Genomic DNA, 15903 nt, shown 5'->3' on the forward strand with positions numbered 1-15903 from the left:
CCCGTGCCAAGGAGGCGGAAGGATGAGGCGGCGAAGAGCCGGGCAGAATTGTCCCATGCCCGCCGCCGCCAAGTCGTCTCCACCGGAAAAGCCCGCAGCAGCGCCGGCGCCGGCGCCCGGCGCGGGCCTGAGCCCTGTGCAACGCGCGCTGCGCAAGCTCGGGCTCCTGCGCGACATCGACTTCGCGCTCTACCTGCCGATGCGCTACGAGGACGAGACGCGCATCGTGCGGCTGGCCGACACGCGCGACGGCGACACGGCGCAGATCGAGGCGGTGGTGAGGGACAGCGAAGTCGTCTTCCGTCCGCGCCGCCAGCTGATCGTGACGGTGGACGACGGCAGCGACGCCTGCCAGCTGCGCTTCTTCAACTTCTATCCGTCGCAGCAGAAGCAGCTCGCGGTCGGTGCGCGGGTGCGCGTGCGCGGCGAGGTGCGCGGGGGCTTCCTCGGGCGGCAGATGATGCATCCGACGGTCAAGGCCGCGGCCACCGAACTGCCGCAGGCGCTGACGCCGGTGTATTCGACGATCGCCGGACTGGCCCAGCCGGTGCTGCGGCGCGAGGTGCGTTCGGGGCTGGCGCGGGCCGTGCTCGACGAGACCGTCCCGCATGGGCTGGCGCCGCGTGACGCATGGGAGTTGCGGCGCGCGCTCCATTTCCTGCACTACCCGGCGCCCGACGTGGCGATCGCCACGCTGGAAGACCACAGCCACCCGGCCTGGCAGCGACTCAAGGCCGACGAACTGCTGGCGCAGCAGCTCTCCCAGCTGCAGGCGCGCCGCGCCCGTGCGGCGCAGCGTGCGCCGGTGCTTTCGGTGGCGGCTTCCGGCGACTCGCTGCACAGGGAGCTGCTGGCCGCGCTGCCCTTTGCATTGACCGGCGCCCAACAGCGCGTCGGCGAGGAGATCACGCGCGACCTCGCGCGCGACATCCCGATGCACCGCCTGCTGCAGGGCGATGTCGGCTCGGGTAAGACCGTGGTGGCGGCGCTGGCCGCCGCGCGCTGCATCGACGCGGGCTTCCAGTGCGCGCTGATGGCCCCTACCGAGATTCTTGCGGCCCAGCATTTCGGCAAGCTGGTCGGCTGGCTCGATCCTTTGCTGGCCGAGCGCGGCCTGCGCGTGGCCTGGCTCACCGGCAGCCAGAAGAAGAAGGAGCGCGACGCGATGTCGGCCGCGGTCGAGAACGGCGAGGCCGCGCTCGTGATCGGCACGCATGCCGTGATCTCGGAGAAGGTGCGCTTCAGCAAGCTCGCGCTGGCGATCATCGATGAGCAGCACCGCTTCGGCGTCGCCCAGCGCCTGGCCCTGCGCGGCAAGGCCGTCGGCGAGCTCGAACCGCACCTGCTGATGATGAGCGCGACCCCGATTCCGCGCACGCTCGCGATGAGCTACTACGCCGATCTCGACGTTTCCACGCTCGACGAGCTGCCGCCGGGCCGCACGCCGATCGTGACCAAGCTGGTGGCCGATCACCGGCGCGACGAGGTCATAGATCGCATTCGCGCCCAGCTTGCGCAAGGGCGGCAGGTGTACTGGGTCTGCCCGCTGATCGAAGAAAGCGAGGCGGTCGACCTTCGCAACGCGACCGAAACGCGCGACGAGCTCGCCGCCGCGCTCGGCGCGCAGGTGAGCGTGGGGCTGCTGCACTCGCGCATGCCGACAGCAGAGAAGCAGGCGGTGATGGAGAGTTTCACGGCCAATCGCCTGCAGGTGCTGGTCAGCACGACGGTGATCGAGGTCGGGGTCGACGTGCCCAATGCCTCGTTGATGGTGATCGAGCATGCCGAGCGCTTCGGGCTTTCGCAGCTGCATCAGCTGCGCGGGCGTGTGGGGCGCGGCGCGGCCGCTTCAGCCTGCGTGCTGCTCTATGCGCCGAACGAAGGCGGCCGGGTCGGCGAGGCCGCGCGGGCGCGGCTCAAGGCGATGGCCGAAACCAGTGACGGCTTCGAGATCGCGCGGCGCGACCTCGAGATCCGAGGGCCTGGCGAATTCCTCGGCGCGCGGCAGTCAGGCGCGCCGCTCCTGCGCTTTGCCGACCTGAGTACCGATGTGTTGCTGCTCGATTGGGCGCGGGCATTGGCGCCGCGCATGCTCGACCGCCATCCGGAACTCGCGGCCAGGCATGTCGATCGCTGGCTCGGCAGCAAGGCGGAATACCTCAAGGCATGACCAAGCCGGCCAGCGAGACGGGGCCCTTCGTGGAACACCGCGGAACCGGCTTTGCCGGGCCGCTGGTGTTGCCCCCGGTAGGGGGTTGGCGGCTACACGAAGTGAACAAGCCTGGGGGCGAGCAATAATTGACGCAAGCTATGACCCTCACCGAACTCAAATACATCGTTGCAGTCGCACGCGAACGGCATTTCGGCAAGGCGGCCGAGGCCTGCTACGTGTCGCAGCCCACCTTGTCGGTCGCGATCAAGAAGCTGGAAGACGAGCTCGAGGTCAAGCTCTTCGAGCGCAGCGCGGGCGAGGTCACGGTCACGCCGCTGGGAGAGCAGATCGTGCAGCAGGCCCAGAGCGTGCTCGACCAGGCCGCGAGCATCAAGGAGATCGCCAAGCGCGGCAAGGATCCGCTGTCTGGGCCGCTCAACCTGGGCGTGATCTACACCATCGGCCCTTACCTTCTGCCCGACCTGGTGCGCCAGAACATCGCGCGCACGCCGCAGATGCCGCTGGTGCTGCAGGAGAATTTCACCGTCAAGCTGCTCGAGATGCTGCGCGCCGGCGAGATCGACTGCGCGATCATGGCAGAGCCCTTCCCGGACACCGGCCTGGCGATGGCGGCACTCTATGACGAGCCCTTCATGGCAGCCGTGCCCGTCCATCATCCGCTGGCGGAGCGCGAATCCGTGAGCTCCGACGAGCTCAAGAAGGAGACCATGCTGCTGCTCGGCACCGGCCACTGCTTTCGCGATCACGTGCTCGAGGTCTGTCCCGAGTTCGCGCGCTTCTCGAGCAATGCGGAGGGCATCCGCAAGAGCTTCGAGGGCTCGTCGCTCGAGACAATCAAGCACATGGTGGCCGCCGGGATGGGCGTCACGCTGGTGCCGCGCCTGTCGGTGCCGAGCGGTGCGCTCCAGTCCAGGACCAAGGGCCGCAGCAGGGAGCCCGAGCAGATCGTGCGCTACCTGCCCGTGCGCGACGTGCAGGGCGGCGAGCCGACGCGCCGCGTGGTGCTGGCTTGGCGCCGCAGCTTCACGCGCTACGAGGCCATCGCGGCGTTGCGCAATGCGATCTACGCCTGCGAGCTGCCGGGCGTCAATCGTCTCTCGTAGAACTTGCGCCATCGGCCTACGCCTTCGGCCGCGGCCGAGGGCAATGGCCGCGATAGAGTGCGGCTGTTGCGAAGCCCGCTCGCGGCTTCTAAAGTTTCCGATCGCCAATCCAACTTTGAAGAAAGAACTCGCGCCATGGCCAAAGTCGTGAAGAAATCCAAGTCCTCGATCTCCATTGCACCGTCTGCGTCCACCGGCAAGGTGCCCAAGAAGGGCGGCGCGGTGGTGGCCCAGGAGTCGGGCAGCCGCAATGCGCCGCTCATCAACATCGGCATCGAGCGCCAGGACCGCGCCGCCATCGCCGAAGGCCTGAGCCGCGTGCTGGCCGACACCTACACGCTCTATCTCACCACGCACAACTTCCACTGGAACGTGACCGGCCCGCATTTCAATTCGCTGCATGCGATGTTCATGCAGCAGTACACGGAGCTGTGGGGTTCGACCGACGTCATCGCCGAGCGCATCCGCGCCCTGGGCCACTACGCGCCGGGCTCGTATGCCGAGTTCAGCAAGATCGCGACCGTGCCCGACGTGCCCAGGGACCCGCCGAAGGCGATGGAGATGGTGCGCATCCTGGTCAAGGGCCACGAGACCGTTTCGCGCATCGCGCGCGAGTTCATCCCGGTGGCCGAAGAAGCCGGCGACGACCCGACCGCCGACATGCTCACCGCGCGCTGCACGGTGCACGACCAGACGGCCTGGATGCTGCGTTCCTTGCTCGAGGACTGAGCCGCGCCGATCAGAATTTGGCGCGCAGGGTCACCTGGAGCTCGCGCGGCGGGCCGGGCAGGATCAGGTTGTCCACGGTGCCGTGGGCCGAGATGTAGTGCTTCTTGTTGGCGATGTTCTTCAGGTTCAACGCCAGTTCGTAGCGCTGCGTCTTGTAGCTGCCGGCCAGGTCGGCGGTCACGTAGGACGGCAGCGTCACCAGGTTGGTGAGCGAGGCGAAGCGTGCGGCCATGTAGTTCAGTCCGCCGCCGGCGCTGAAGCCGTGACCCAGGTCCTTCATGAGCCACAGGAAGGCCGAGTGGCGCGGCGTGAGCGGCGCCACCTTGCCCTGCACCGCGATGGCCGCGCCGATCGGCAGCTGAAACGAGTTCACCGTGGCGACCGACTTGACCATCCGCCCGTCCAGATAGGCATAGCCTGCGCTCACGTCCCAGCGGCCTGGCAGCTTGCCGGCGAGCGTGAGTTCCAGCCCATTGGTGCGCTGTGTGCCGACATTGATCTGCCGCGCCGGATTGGCCGGATCGCTGTTCTTGATGCCCGAGCGCTCCAGGTTGAAGACCGCGGCGGTGAAGTTGAGCGCGCCGTCCAGGAGGTCGAGCTTGGCACCGATCTCCTTGTTCACCGTGATCTCGGGGTCATTGGCGGTGTTGCTCGCAGAGAGCGCAAAGGTCTCCGCCGAGGGCTGGAACGACCGGCTGTACGAGACGTAGTAGGACTGCGTGTCGCTGGGCTGCCAGATCAGGCCCGCGCGCGGGCTGAACTTGCGGTCGGTGCGCGCGAGCGGGGCGAGCGTGCGCTCGAACGAAGTCTCCTGGTCGAACACGTCGTAGCGCCCGCCGACCAGCGCCTTCCATTGCGGCGCCAGCGTGATCTGGTCCTGCGCGTAGAGCGCCGCGGTCTTGAAGGTGGAGTTGCTGGGAATTGCGCTCGCCGCCCGGTAGCTGGCGGCAGGGATGGGCGGCGGCACGGCGACGGGGTTCAGGATGCTCACGCGCTCGAAGCCGGTGGTCGAAGACACCGTGGACGCGCGCTTGTCCTGCACGCCGAACTCCGCACCGACCAGCCATTCCTGCCGGAAGCCGCCGAGCTCGTTGCGCCACGTGAGATCGGTCTGGTTGAACCAGCCGCTCTCGTCCCGGTCCACGAAGCCGCGGGTGCGGCCAACGGTCAGGCGCACCGGGTCGGTGGTGCCGCTGGGCAGGGTGTTGTAGCGATCCAGGTGGTAGCTCGAATAGCGCGTGGTGTTGCGCAGGCTCAGTGCGTCGCTGAAGCGATGGTTCAGCGTGGCGGTGAAGGACTGGACCTTGCTGGTGGTCGTGTCGTCACGCTTCGCGAAGGCGGAGCCGTAGTAGGTGCCGATCGGCACATTCACCGGCCGACCATTGAGTGCCGGAATGCCGAAGTCCGTCAGGCGCTGGTCGTAGGCGTTGGTGTACTGCAGCAGCAGATCGGTTTGCGGGCTGAACTTCATCGCCAGCGAGGGCGCGATGCTGTAGCGGTCGATGAACTGCTGGTCGCGGTAGCTGCCCGACTTCTCGCGCGCCACATTGAGGCGGAAGGCCATGGCTTCGCCGAAGGGCGCGTTGAGGTCCGCGGTCGCGCGCTTGAAGTCGTGGCTGCCCACGCCGAGCGAGACCTCGCCGAAGGATTCTCCGAAGACCGGCTTCTTTGTGACGCGGTTGATCAGTCCGCCTGACGAACCCCGGCCGTACAGCACCGCGGCCGGGCCCTTGAGCACCTCGATGCGTTCGGTGTCCGACAGGTCGCGAAAGTAGAGTGCGTCGTCGCGCACGCCGTCCACGAACCAGTCGGCGATGGCGCTGAAGCCGCGGATGACCACCTGGTCGCGTTGCCCATCGCCATGGTTGAAGGCGATGCCGGGTGCGTTGCGCAGCGCGTCCTGCATCGAGGTCGCGCCTTGGTCGCGCAGCAACTGCGCCGGCAGCACGTTCACCGCTTGCGGGATGTCGCGCAGCGGTGCGCTGCCCTTGGTGGCGCTGCTGCCGGTGGCCGGCGCGTAGCCGGCGTCCTGCTGCGTGCTGACCGTGATCTCCTTCAGCGTGTTGTTCTGGGCCTGCGCCGCGCAATGCAGCAAGGCGAGCGCGGCAGCGGTCAGGGGCAGATGGCGCAGGCGTGGACGCAGCGCGCGTGGGCGTAGAGACATGGATTTCCTTCAGGGCAAAAAGCGGATCGCGAAGCGCCACGCGGCTCGCCATCGAAGCGATGGCTGAACCGGATGTGCCCTGCCTGGAAATGTCTGGGTTGGGTTACCTTTGCGCGGAAGTCCTGGCGCGGGCCGGGCTCGATGCAAAAGGGTGATCGCGTCGCGCGAACCGCCGGATTCTAGTGTGGCAAACGAGAGGGTCTATTTGGCGTGACGCAGAATCGGCCCATGTCCGCATCCACTGCCGCCGCGCCGCGCGGCCGTCTTTCGCTCTATCTGGACCTGATTCGGTGGAACCGTCCCGCCGGCTGGCTGCTGCTGCTCTGGCCATCGCTCGGCGCCCTGTGGTTTGCGGCGGGAGGCTGGCCGGGCTGGCACCTGCTCATCGTGTTCGCGCTGGGCACCATCCTCATGCGCAGCGCCGGCTGCTGCGTCAACGACGTGGCCGATCGCGATTTCGACCGCCACGTCAAGCGAACTGCCCAGCGGCCGGTCACCAGCGGTGCCATCTCGGTCAAGGAGGCGCTCGTCTTGGGGGCCGTGCTCGCGCTGGCGGCGTTTGGGCTGGTGCTCACGACCAACCGCGTCACCATGCTGTGGTCGTTCGCGGCCTTGGCGGTGACCCTGATCTATCCGTATGCCAAGCGCTTCGTGTCGATTCCGCAGGCGGTGCTGGGCATCGCATTCAGTTTCGGCATCCCGATGGCCTTCGCGGCCGTGCAGTCCACGGTGCCGGCCTTCGCATGGTGCCTGCTGGCGGGCAACCTGTTCTGGGTGCTGGCCTACGACACCGAGTACGCGATGGTCGATCGCGACGACGACCTCAAGATCGGCATGAAGACCTCGGCCATCACTTTCGGCCGCTTCGATGTGGCGGCCGTGATGGCGAGCTACGCGATCTTTCTGGCGGTCTGGGCGGCGGCCGGCGCAAGCGAGGCGCTGGGTCCTGCCTTCTTCGCCGCCATCGGCGTGGCGGCGGCGCAGGCGCTGTGGCACTGGCGGCTGATTCGTGGCCGTACGCGCGACGGCTGCTTCAAGGCCTTCCGGCTCAACCACTGGCTGGGCTTCACCGTGTTCGCCGGCGTCGTGGCCGGCTACGCGCTGCGCTGAAGGCGCGCTGCCTTCAGTCGCGGCCGAATTCCTTGGCGAGTTCGCCGGCGCGCTGGTGTGCGGCGCGGATCGCGGCCTTGAACTTCGCCTTGATGTCGTCGCCCTCGAGGGAGGTGATCGCCGCATAGGTGGTGCCGCCTTTGGAGGTGACGCGCTCGCGCAGCACCGCGGGCGGCTCGCTCGCATTGCCGGCCAGGGCCGATGCGCCGCTGAAGGTGCCCACGGCCAGACGATGCGCCTGCTCGGGAGGGAGGCCCAGTTCGACGCCGGCCTCGGTCATGGCCTCGATGAAATAGAACACATAGGCGGGGCCCGAGCCCGACACCGCGGTCACCGCATCGAGCGCGCTTTCGGCATCGACCCACAGCAGGTCGCCGGTGGCGTCCAGTACCTGCTCGACCAGCTTGCGCCCGGCGGCGTCGACCGCCGGCCGCGCGAACAGGCCGGTCATGCCCTGGCCGACCAGGGCCGGCGTATTGGGCATGGCGCGCACCACCCGTTCGGTGGCCAGCCAGCGGGCGATGCTGTCGGAGGGGATGCCCGCGGCGACGCTGAGGTGCAGCGCCTCGTTCCCTAGAGCGCGGACCGGTCCCGCGGCCTGCGCAAAGCTCTGCGGCTTGACGGCCCAGACCACGACAGCGCAGCGCGCGAGCGCGGCACCCGCCTCGGCCTGAGCGGTGATGCCGAAATCCTGCAGAAGCCGCGCCCGGGCTTCTGCAACGGGTTCGACGACTTCGAACGCCTCTGCCGGGACGTCCCGCTTGATGAGCCCGCCGATGATGGCGCTGGCCATGTTGCCGCCACCGATGAAGCCGATCGGCGGCAAGGGGGTCGGCTCCCGGCGGGGCAGGAAGGTGACTGCGATGTTCATGGCTGATTCCGTGACTTCAATGTGGCGACGCGCTGGATCTGCGGCGGATCGAAATTGTCGCCGCTTGCCGATGCCCTGCAGCGGCATCGATCGAAGGCCGATATGGCGGCGAAAGTCGGGACGTTTTCGGAAAGCGGGCGCTCACCTGCGTTGCCTGCGACAAGAGACCGTCATGGCGTCGGGCGCTCGTAGTTGACAGCTCTCATGGGTCGTGCAACAATCGCGGGCTTCGCTTTTCAAAGGCGATAAGCTTCTGCCCAACGGAGGCGCGCCGAAATGGTTTTGGTGTGCGGACGACGGGCCCAAGACTGACCTGAGAGTCGCCGCAAGGCGGTCCTCGGTACAAGTTGGGAATATCACGAAATGATCCAAACTGAATCCCGGCTCGATGTGGCCGACAACACGGGCGCGAAATCCGTCCTGTGTATCAAGGTGCTCGGTGGCTCCAAGCGGCGTTATGCCAGCGTGGGCGACGTCATCAAGGTCAGCATCAAGGAAGCCGCTCCGCGTGGTCGCGTCAAAAAGGGCGAGATCTACAGCGCAGTGGTGGTCCGCACCGCCAAGGGCATCCGTCGCAGCGATGGTTCGCTCGTCAAGTTCGACGGCAATGCCGCCGTTCTGCTCAACGCCAAGCTGGAGCCCATCGGCACCCGCATCTTCGGACCGGTCACGCGCGAACTGCGCACCGAGAAGTTCATGAAGATCGTGTCGCTGGCCCCCGAAGTTCTGTAAGGACACAACGCCATGAACAAGATTCGCAAAGGCGACCAGGTCATCGTGTTGGCCGGGCGCGACAAGGGCAAGCGCGGCACGGTGTCGCTGCGCAAAGACGACTCGCACCTGATCGTCGACGGCATCAACATGGTCAAGAAGCACACCAAGCCGAACCCGCTCAAGGGCACGACCGGTGGCATCGTCGAGAAGGCCATGCCGATTCACCAATCCAACGTGGCGATCTTCAATGCTGCGACCGGCAAGGCCGATCGCGTGGGCATCAAGGTCACGGACGGCAAGCGCGTGCGCGTCTTCAAGTCCAGCGGCGACGAAATCAAGACCGCCTAAGGGGTACTCACATGGCACGTCTCCAACAACACTACCGCGAAAAAGTCGCGAAAGACCTGACCGAGAAGTTCGGCTACAAGTCGCCGATGCAGGTCCCGCGCCTGACCAAGATCACGCTCAACATGGGTGTGGGCGAAGCGGTCGCCGACAAGAAGGTCCTCGACAACGCCGTCGCCGACCTGACCAAGATTGCCGGACAGAAGCCGGTCGTGACCAAGTCGAAGAAGGCGATCGCCGGCTTCAAGATTCGCGAGAACCAGCCGATCGGCTGCATGGTCACGCTGCGCGGTGTGCAGATGTATGAATTCCTGGACCGTTTCGTGACCGTGGCCCTGCCGCGCGTGCGCGACTTCCGCGGCATCTCCGGCCGTGCGTTCGACGGCCGCGGCAACTACAACATCGGCGTGAAAGAGCAGATCATTTTTCCCGAGATCGAATACGACAAGGTCGATGCCCTGCGCGGTCTCAATATCAGCATCACGACGACGGCCAAGACCGACGAAGAAGCCAAGGCGCTTCTCGCGGGCTTCCGTTTCCCGTTCAAGAACTGAGGTGATTTGTGGCTAAAGTAGCTTTGATCGAGCGCGAACTGAAGCGCGACAAACTGGTCGCAAAGTACGCCGCCAAGCACGCGGAACTGAAGGCGATCGCCAACGACGCGAAGAAGAGCGACGAAGAGCGTGCGGCCGCCCGCCTGGGCCTGCAGAAGCTCCCGCGCAACGCCAATCCGACGCGCCAGCGCAACCGCTGCGAGATCACCGGCCGCCCGCGCGGCACCTTCCGTCAATTCGGTCTGGCCCGCGCCAAGATCCGCGAACTGGCCTTCAACGGCGACATCCCCGGTGTCACCAAGGCCAGCTGGTAAGCCAGGCAGGAGCAAACAACATGAGCATGAGTGATCCCATTGCCGACCTGCTGACGCGTATCCGCAACGCGCAGATGGTGGCGAAGCCCACCGTGTCGGTCCCGTCTTCCAAGGTGAAGATCGCGATCGCACAGGTGCTGAAGGACGAGGGCTATATCGACGGCTTCCAGGTCAAGACCGAAGCCGGCAAGAGCGAACTCGAAATCGCGCTGAAGTACTACGCTGGCCGTCCGGTCATCGAGCGCATCGAGCGCGTGAGCCGTCCCGGCCTGCGCGTCTACAAGGGCAGCGCTGCCATTCCGCAAGTCCAGAACGGCCTCGGCGTCGCCATCGTCACGACCCCCAAGGGCGTGATGACCGACCGCAAGGCGCGCGCTACCGGTGTCGGTGGCGAAGTGCTGTGCTACGTCGCCTAAACGAGACATCGAGGAGAAACTGAAATGTCCCGAGTAGGAAAAATGCCGGTCGCCATCCCCGCAGGCGTGGATGTGTCGATCAAGGAAGACCAGATCAGCGTCAAGGGCACGGGCGGCACGCTCAACCTGGCATTGAACTCGCTGGTCAATGTCGTCAACAAGGACGGCAAGCTGAGCTTCGAGCCCGCCAACGAATCGCGTGAAGCCAACGCGATGAGCGGCACGGTTCGCCAGCTGGTGAACAACATGGTGGTCGGTGTGACCAAGGGCTTCGAAAAGAAGCTGAGCCTGATCGGCGTGGGCTACAAGGCGCAGGCGCAGGGCGCCAAGCTGAACCTTCAGGTCGGCTACTCGCACCCGGTCAACAAGGACATGCCGCAAGGCATCACGGTGGCGACGCCGACCCCGACCGAAGTCGTGATCAAGGGTGCCGACCGTCAACGTGTCGGCCAGGTGGCCGCTGAGATCCGCGCGATTCGTCCGCCCGAGCCCTACAAGGGCAAGGGCATCCGCTATGCGGACGAGAAGATCGTGATCAAAGAGACCAAGAAGAAGTAAGGGGCAGCAAAATGATGTTGACCAAAAAAGCACAGCGTCTTCGCCGTTCGCGCCAGACCCGCATCCGCATTGCGACGCAAGGCGTGGCGCGCCTGACGGTGAACCGCACCAATCTGCACATCTACGCCACCGTCATCTCCGACGACGGCACCAAGGTGATTGCCACCGCATCGACGGCCGAAGCCGAAGTGCGCACCTCGCTGGGTGGTTCCGGCAAGGGCGGCAACGCCGCTGCGGCCACCGTGGTCGGCAAGCGCATCGCTGAAAAGGCGAGGGCCGCCGGCATCGAGAAGGTCGCTTTCGATCGCGCAGGTTTCGCCTACCACGGCCGCGTCAAGGCGCTGGCCGATGCGGCCCGCGAAGCCGGCCTGCAGTTCTAACCGGACACGAGATTCAAAATGGCAAAGATTCAGGCAAGAACGCAGAGCGAAGGCCCCGAAGACGGTCTGCGCGAGAAGATGATCGCGATCAACCGCGTCACCAAGGTGGTGAAGGGCGGCCGTATCCTCGGTTTCGCAGCACTCACCGTGGTGGGAGACGGCGACGGCCGCGTCGGCATGGGCAAGGGCAAGTCGAAGGAAGTGCCGGCCGCCGTGCAGAAGGCGATGGAAGAAGCGCGCCGCAACCTCGCGAAGATCGCGATCAAGAACGGCACGCTGCATCACCGCGTGACGGGCCACCACGGCGCCGCCTCGGTGGTCATGATCCCGGCCCCGAAGGGTACCGGCATCATCGCCGGCGGCCCGATGCGCGCCGTGTTCGAAGTGATGGGCATCACCGACATCGTGGCCAAGAGCCATGGTTCCTCGAACCCCTACAACATGGTCCGCGCCACGCTGGACGGCCTGAAGAATTCGACGACGGCGTCCGAAGTCGCTGCCAAGCGCGGCCTGACCGTCGAACAACTCTTCGCCTGAACGGGAGCATCGACATGACGACGCAACAACAAACCCTCAAGGTGCAATTGGTCAAGAGCCCGATCGGCACCAAGGAATCGCATCGCGCCACCGTGCGTGGCCTCGGCCTGCGCAAGCTCAACAGCGTGAGCGAGCTGCAGGACACGCCCGCGGTGCGCGGCATGATCAACAAGATCAGTTATCTGGTCAAAGTGCTCTAAACAGAGTCGCTGAGAGAGACGTATATGGAACTCAATGGCATCAAGCCGGCTGACGGCTCCAAGCACGCCAAGCGCCGTGTCGGCCGCGGTATCGGCTCCGGCCTGGGCAAGACCGCGGGTCGCGGTCACAAGGGCCAGAAGTCGCGTGCGGGCGGTTTCCACAAGGTCGGCTTCGAAGGCGGCCAGATGCCGCTGCAGCGGCGCCTGCCCAAGCGCGGCTTCAAGTCGCAGCTGCTCAAGTACAACGCCGAAGTGACACTGACCTCGCTCGAGAAGCTCGGCCTGGCCGAAGTAGACGTGCTGGCGCTCAAGCAAGCCGGTCTGGTCGGTCAGATCGCCAAGGTCGTCAAGGTCATCAAGTCGGGTGAACTCACCAAGGCCGTCAAGCTGACCGGCATCGGTGCGAGCGCCGGCGCCAAGGCTGCCATCGAAGCAGCCGGCGGCAGCGTGGCCTGATCGGACTGAAAGAAGTCTTCGTGGCAACCAACGCGGCAACGCTCGCAAAAACAGGCAAGTTCGGCGACCTGCGTCGCCGGCTGGTCTTTTTGCTGCTCGCGCTCGTGGTCTATCGCATCGGAGCGCACATTCCGGTGCCGGGCATCAACCCAGACCAACTCGCGCAGCTGTTCCAGGGCCAGCAGGGCGGCATCCTGAGCCTGTTCAACATGTTCTCCGGCGGGGCGCTGTCGCGCTTCACCGTGTTCGCGTTGGGCATCATGCCGTACATCTCCGCGTCGATCATCATGCAGTTGATGACCTACGTGGTGCCGACCTTCGAGCAATTGAAGAAGGAAGGCGAAGCCGGCCGGCGCAAGATCACCCAGTACACCCGCTACGGCACGCTGGGCCTGGCGCTATTCCAGTCCTTCAGCATCGCTGTCGCGCTGGAATCATCGGCAGGCCTGGTGATTTCGCCCGGCCTCGGCTTCCGCATCACGGCGATGGTCAGCCTCACGGCGGGCTCGATGTTCCTGATGTGGCTCGGCGAGCAGATCACCGAGCGCGGTTTGGGCAACGGGATCTCGATCCTGATCTTCGCGGGTATCGCGGCCGGCTTGCCGAGCGCGATCGGCGGATTGCTTGAACTGGTGCGCACCGGTGCCATGAACGTGATCATCGCGCTGTTCATCGTCGCGGTGGTCATCCTGGTGACCTACTTCGTCGTGTTCGTCGAGCGCGGTCAGCGCAAGATCCTCGTGAACTATGCGCGGCGCCAGGTCGGCAACAAGGTCTACGGCGGCCAGTCGTCGCACCTGCCGCTGAAGCTGAACATGGCCGGCGTGATTCCGCCGATCTTCGCGTCGTCGATCATTCTGCTGCCGACCACGGTCGTGGGCTGGTTCAGCACCGGCGAGAGCATGCGCTGGATCAAGGACATCGCGAGCGCGCTGACGCCGGGACAGCCAATCTACGTGCTGCTCTATGCCACCGCGATCGTGTTCTTCTGCTTCTTCTACACGGCGCTCGTGTTCAACAGCCGCGAGACGGCCGACAACCTGAAGAAGAGCGGTGCGTTCATTCCGGGCATTCGTCCGGGCGACCAGACCGCGCGCTATATCGACAAGATCCTGGTTCGTCTGACGCTGGCCGGCGCGGTGTACATCACCTTCGTCTGCCTGCTGCCTGAGTTCCTGATCCTGAAATACAACGTGCCGTTCTATTTTGGCGGCACCTCTCTGCTGATCATCGTGGTTGTCACGATGGACTTCATGGCTCAAGTGCAGAACTACATGATGTCGCAGCAGTACGAATCGCTGTTAAAGAAAGCCAATTTCAAGACTTCCTAGGCGATTGAGATGTCGAAGGACGATGTCATCCAGATGCAGGGCGAGGTTCAGGAGAACTTGCCGAATGCGACCTTCCGGGTGAAGCTGGAAAACGGACACATCGTCCTGGGACATATTTCCGGAAAGATGCGGATGCACTACATCCGCATCCTTCCAGGTGACAAGGTCACCGTCGAGTTGACGCCCTATGACTTGAGCCGGGCGCGCATTGTGTTTCGGGCGAAATGAGTCGCCGGGTTGGACAGAGTTTTAGGAGAATGAAATGAGAGTTTCGGCTTCGGTCAAAACCATTTGCCGTAATTGCAAGATCATCCGCCGCAAGGGTGTGGTGCGCGTGATCTGTACCGACCCGCGCCACAAGCAGCGCCAGGGTTGATTGAAAGAGTATTAGAGGACGCACATGGCACGTATTGCTGGCATCAACATTCCGCCGCACAAGCACGCTGAGATCGGCCTGACCGCCATCTTCGGCATCGGTCGCACCCGCGCCCGCAAGATCTGCGAAGCGAGCGGCATCGAGTATTCGAAGAAGATCAAGGATCTGACCGACGCCGATCTCGAGAAGATCCGCGACCAGATCGCGCTCTTCACCATCGAAGGTGACTTGCGTCGCGAAACGACGATGAACATCAAGCGCTTGATGGACATCGGTTGCTACCGCGGCTTCCGTCACCGTCGCGGCCTGCCGATGCGCGGCCAGCGCACGCGCACCAATGCCCGCACCCGCAAGGGTCCGCGCAAGGCCGCGCAATCCCTGAAGAAGTAAGGATAGATCAGCATGGCTAAAGCTCCTGCCAACAACGCAGCGCAACGCGTTCGCAAGAAGGTCCGCAAGAACGTGGCGGACGGCGTCGCGCACGTGCACGCCTCGTTCAACAACACGATCATCACGATCACCGATCGCCAGGGCAACGCCCTGTCGTGGGCGTCGTCGGGTGGCCAGGGCTTCAAGGGCTCGCGCAAGTCGACGCCGTTCGCTGCGCAGGTCGCTTCGGAAGTCGCCGGCCGCGCTGCGGTGGAACAAGGCATCAAGAACCTCGACGTCGAGATCAAGGGCCCGGGCCCTGGACGCGAATCGTCGGTGCGCGCACTCGCCGCGCTCGGCATCCGCATCAATTCGATCGCCGACGTGACGCCGGTTCCGCACAACGGCTGCCGTCCGCAAAAGCGCCGTCGCATCTAAGGCGTTGGCGCCCGGCGCAGTCAGCTTTCGAGCCGGCTGCGCGTTTTGTTTTTACAACAAGCCCACCGCCATCGGCTCGCCGCTGATGGCTCCCGCAGACAGCCTCTGCGGCAGATGACACAAAGGAAGATCAAGTGGCACGCTACCTCGGCCCCAAGGCCAAACTTTCCCGCCGCGAAGGCACCGACCTGTTCCTGAAGAGCGCCCGCCGTTCGATCCAGGACAAGGCCAAGTTCGACTCCAAGCCCGGCCAGCATGGCCGCACCTCGGGCCAGCGCACCTCCGACTTCGGCCTGCAGCTGCGCGAGAAGCAGAAGGTCAAGCGTATGTACGGCGTGCTCGAGAAACAGTTCCGCCGCTACTTCGAGGAAGCCGATCGCCGCCGCGGCAACACCGGCGCCAACCTGCTGTTCATCCTCGAATCGCGCCTGGACAACGTGGTCTACCGCATGGGCTTCGGCTCCACGCGCGCCGAAGCGCGTCAGCTGGTTTCGCACAAGGCGATCACGGTGAACGGCCAGTCGGTCAACATCCCGTCGTACCTGGTCAAGACCGGCGACGTGATCGCGGTGCGCGACAAGTCGAAGAAGCAGACCCGCATTGCCGAAGCGCTGCAACTCGCCCAGCAGGTCGGCATCCCGGCCTGGGTCGAAGTGAATGCGGACAAGGCCGAAGGCACCTTCAAGAAGGTGCCCGATCGCGACGAATTCGCGGCCGACATCAACGAATCGCTGATCGTCGAACTGTATTCGAGGTAACGCGAGT

22 protein-coding genes are annotated in these 15903 nt (G+C 65.1%); 20 read left to right on the plus strand and 2 right to left on the minus strand.

Annotated elements, in window-relative coordinates; all coding sequences use genetic code 11:
• Window positions 1-55 precede the first annotated feature (55 nt).
• The 3 genes from recG to EJI01_RS16160 all read left to right on the plus strand — a co-directional run bounded on the left by recG (window position 56) and on the right by EJI01_RS16160 (window position 4005).
• The gene (gene recG, locus EJI01_RS16150; RefSeq protein ID WP_126838158.1) at window positions 56-2170 is read left to right on the plus strand and encodes an ATP-dependent DNA helicase RecG; all 2115 of its coding nucleotides are present in this window, start codon (window positions 56-58) and stop codon (window positions 2168-2170) included.
• A gap of 140 nt (window positions 2171-2310) precedes the next feature.
• Window positions 2311-3276, plus strand: a complete 966-nt coding sequence (locus EJI01_RS16155; protein WP_126838159.1) for a LysR substrate-binding domain-containing protein — start codon at window positions 2311-2313, stop codon at window positions 3274-3276.
• Window positions 3277-3411: 135 nt separating this feature from the next.
• Window positions 3412-4005, plus strand: a complete 594-nt coding sequence (locus tag EJI01_RS16160; RefSeq protein WP_126838160.1) for a Dps family protein — start codon at window positions 3412-3414, stop codon at window positions 4003-4005.
• 10 nt (window positions 4006-4015) lie between these two features.
• Here the strand turns inward: EJI01_RS16160 and EJI01_RS16165 are convergent, their stop codons facing one another.
• Window positions 4016-6169, minus strand: a complete 2154-nt coding sequence (locus EJI01_RS16165) for a TonB-dependent receptor (RefSeq protein ID WP_126838161.1) — start codon at window positions 6167-6169, stop codon at window positions 4016-4018.
• Between the two features lie 228 nt (window positions 6170-6397).
• Between EJI01_RS16165 and ubiA the strand changes: the two genes are divergently transcribed.
• Window positions 6398-7279, plus strand: coding sequence for a 4-hydroxybenzoate octaprenyltransferase (gene ubiA, locus EJI01_RS16170; RefSeq protein WP_126838162.1), 882 nt, complete (start codon window positions 6398-6400; stop codon window positions 7277-7279).
• A 13-nt stretch (window positions 7280-7292) separates the two neighbouring features.
• On the opposite strand, the gene proC is transcribed toward ubiA, so the two are convergent.
• Entirely contained in the window at window positions 7293-8150 is an 858-nt protein-coding gene (gene proC / locus EJI01_RS16175; protein WP_126838163.1) for a pyrroline-5-carboxylate reductase, read from the minus strand.
• Between the two features lie 363 nt (window positions 8151-8513).
• Here proC and rplN point away from each other — a divergent pair, with 363 nt between their 5' ends.
• The 16 genes from rplN (at window position 8514) to rpsD (ending at window position 15896) form a co-directional block, all read left to right on the plus strand.
• Window positions 8514-8882, plus strand: a complete 369-nt coding sequence (gene rplN / locus EJI01_RS16180; protein WP_093105273.1) for a 50S ribosomal protein L14 — start codon at window positions 8514-8516, stop codon at window positions 8880-8882.
• Window positions 8883-8894: 12 nt separating this feature from the next.
• Window positions 8895-9212, plus strand: a complete 318-nt coding sequence (gene rplX, locus EJI01_RS16185; RefSeq protein WP_126838164.1) for a 50S ribosomal protein L24 — start codon at window positions 8895-8897, stop codon at window positions 9210-9212.
• Window positions 9213-9223: 11 nt separating this feature from the next.
• The gene (gene rplE, locus EJI01_RS16190) at window positions 9224-9763 is read left to right on the plus strand and encodes a 50S ribosomal protein L5 (protein ID WP_093105278.1); all 540 of its coding nucleotides are present in this window, start codon (window positions 9224-9226) and stop codon (window positions 9761-9763) included.
• 8 nt (window positions 9764-9771) lie between these two features.
• Window positions 9772-10077 carry a 30S ribosomal protein S14 gene (rpsN, locus tag EJI01_RS16195; RefSeq protein WP_126838165.1) on the plus strand — a complete coding sequence of 102 codons (306 nt, stop codon included), beginning with the start codon at window positions 9772-9774 and terminating at the stop codon, window positions 10075-10077.
• A 20-nt stretch (window positions 10078-10097) separates the two neighbouring features.
• Window positions 10098-10493: a 30S ribosomal protein S8 gene (gene rpsH / locus EJI01_RS16200; protein ID WP_126838166.1), complete on the plus strand. Its 396-nt coding sequence runs from the start codon at window positions 10098-10100 to the stop codon at window positions 10491-10493.
• Window positions 10494-10517: 24 nt separating this feature from the next.
• Complete coding sequence (gene rplF, locus EJI01_RS16205) at window positions 10518-11051, plus strand: 50S ribosomal protein L6 (protein ID WP_126838167.1); 534 nt, start codon at window positions 10518-10520, stop codon at window positions 11049-11051.
• Window positions 11052-11065: 14 nt separating this feature from the next.
• Window positions 11066-11431, plus strand: coding sequence for a 50S ribosomal protein L18 (gene rplR, locus EJI01_RS16210; RefSeq protein ID WP_126838219.1), 366 nt, complete (start codon window positions 11066-11068; stop codon window positions 11429-11431).
• A gap of 18 nt (window positions 11432-11449) precedes the next feature.
• On the plus strand, window positions 11450-11968 hold the full coding sequence (gene rpsE, locus EJI01_RS16215; RefSeq protein ID WP_126838168.1) for a 30S ribosomal protein S5: 519 nt from the start codon (window positions 11450-11452) through the stop codon (window positions 11966-11968).
• A gap of 14 nt (window positions 11969-11982) precedes the next feature.
• Window positions 11983-12168 carry a 50S ribosomal protein L30 gene (rpmD, locus tag EJI01_RS16220; RefSeq protein WP_009124818.1) on the plus strand — a complete coding sequence of 62 codons (186 nt, stop codon included), beginning with the start codon at window positions 11983-11985 and terminating at the stop codon, window positions 12166-12168.
• 24 nt (window positions 12169-12192) lie between these two features.
• Window positions 12193-12624, plus strand: a complete 432-nt coding sequence (gene rplO, locus EJI01_RS16225) for a 50S ribosomal protein L15 (RefSeq protein WP_093105289.1) — start codon at window positions 12193-12195, stop codon at window positions 12622-12624.
• 20 nt (window positions 12625-12644) lie between these two features.
• A complete protein-coding gene (gene secY, locus EJI01_RS16230; RefSeq protein WP_126838169.1) occupies window positions 12645-13955 on the plus strand; it encodes a preprotein translocase subunit SecY in 1311 nt (436 codons plus the stop codon).
• 9 nt (window positions 13956-13964) lie between these two features.
• Window positions 13965-14183, plus strand: a complete 219-nt coding sequence (infA, locus tag EJI01_RS16235; protein ID WP_093105295.1) for a translation initiation factor IF-1 — start codon at window positions 13965-13967, stop codon at window positions 14181-14183.
• 34 nt (window positions 14184-14217) lie between these two features.
• Window positions 14218-14331: a 50S ribosomal protein L36 gene (rpmJ, locus tag EJI01_RS16240; protein WP_038201958.1), complete on the plus strand. Its 114-nt coding sequence runs from the start codon at window positions 14218-14220 to the stop codon at window positions 14329-14331.
• Window positions 14332-14355: 24 nt separating this feature from the next.
• Window positions 14356-14721: a 30S ribosomal protein S13 gene (gene rpsM / locus EJI01_RS16245; protein ID WP_019653977.1), complete on the plus strand. Its 366-nt coding sequence runs from the start codon at window positions 14356-14358 to the stop codon at window positions 14719-14721.
• Between the two features lie 12 nt (window positions 14722-14733).
• Window positions 14734-15138 carry a 30S ribosomal protein S11 gene (rpsK, locus tag EJI01_RS16250; protein WP_068674563.1) on the plus strand — a complete coding sequence of 135 codons (405 nt, stop codon included), beginning with the start codon at window positions 14734-14736 and terminating at the stop codon, window positions 15136-15138.
• A gap of 134 nt (window positions 15139-15272) precedes the next feature.
• Window positions 15273-15896 (plus strand): 30S ribosomal protein S4, encoded by a 624-nt coding sequence (gene rpsD, locus EJI01_RS16255; protein WP_126838170.1) that lies wholly within the window; start codon window positions 15273-15275, stop codon window positions 15894-15896.
• Window positions 15897-15903: the final 7 nt, after the last annotated feature.

Source organism: Variovorax sp. MHTC-1, assembly GCF_003984645.1.
Classification (GTDB): Bacteria; Pseudomonadota; Gammaproteobacteria; order Burkholderiales; family Burkholderiaceae_C; genus Variovorax.

Coding starts and splice junctions, on each gene's coding strand:
- recG (WP_126838158.1), top strand. CDS start 56: ATGCCCGCCGCCGCCAAGTCGTCTCCACCGGAAAAGCCCGCAGCAGCG.
- EJI01_RS16155 (WP_126838159.1), top strand. CDS start 2,311: ATGACCCTCACCGAACTCAAATACATCGTTGCAGTCGCACGCGAACGG.
- EJI01_RS16160 (WP_126838160.1), top strand. CDS start 3,412: ATGGCCAAAGTCGTGAAGAAATCCAAGTCCTCGATCTCCATTGCACCG.
- EJI01_RS16165 (WP_126838161.1), bottom strand. CDS start 6,169: ATGTCTCTACGCCCACGCGCGCTGCGTCCACGCCTGCGCCATCTGCCC.
- ubiA (WP_126838162.1), top strand. CDS start 6,398: ATGTCCGCATCCACTGCCGCCGCGCCGCGCGGCCGTCTTTCGCTCTAT.
- proC (WP_126838163.1), bottom strand. CDS start 8,150: ATGAACATCGCAGTCACCTTCCTGCCCCGCCGGGAGCCGACCCCCTTG.
- rplN (WP_093105273.1), top strand. CDS start 8,514: ATGATCCAAACTGAATCCCGGCTCGATGTGGCCGACAACACGGGCGCG.
- rplX (WP_126838164.1), top strand. CDS start 8,895: ATGAACAAGATTCGCAAAGGCGACCAGGTCATCGTGTTGGCCGGGCGC.
- rplE (WP_093105278.1), top strand. CDS start 9,224: ATGGCACGTCTCCAACAACACTACCGCGAAAAAGTCGCGAAAGACCTG.
- rpsH (WP_126838166.1), top strand. CDS start 10,098: ATGAGCATGAGTGATCCCATTGCCGACCTGCTGACGCGTATCCGCAAC.
- rplF (WP_126838167.1), top strand. CDS start 10,518: ATGTCCCGAGTAGGAAAAATGCCGGTCGCCATCCCCGCAGGCGTGGAT.
- rplR (WP_126838219.1), top strand. CDS start 11,066: ATGTTGACCAAAAAAGCACAGCGTCTTCGCCGTTCGCGCCAGACCCGC.
- rpsE (WP_126838168.1), top strand. CDS start 11,450: ATGGCAAAGATTCAGGCAAGAACGCAGAGCGAAGGCCCCGAAGACGGT.
- rpmD (WP_009124818.1), top strand. CDS start 11,983: ATGACGACGCAACAACAAACCCTCAAGGTGCAATTGGTCAAGAGCCCG.
- rplO (WP_093105289.1), top strand. CDS start 12,193: ATGGAACTCAATGGCATCAAGCCGGCTGACGGCTCCAAGCACGCCAAG.
- infA (WP_093105295.1), top strand. CDS start 13,965: ATGTCGAAGGACGATGTCATCCAGATGCAGGGCGAGGTTCAGGAGAAC.
- rpmJ (WP_038201958.1), top strand. CDS start 14,218: ATGAGAGTTTCGGCTTCGGTCAAAACCATTTGCCGTAATTGCAAGATC.
- rpsM (WP_019653977.1), top strand. CDS start 14,356: ATGGCACGTATTGCTGGCATCAACATTCCGCCGCACAAGCACGCTGAG.
- rpsK (WP_068674563.1), top strand. CDS start 14,734: ATGGCTAAAGCTCCTGCCAACAACGCAGCGCAACGCGTTCGCAAGAAG.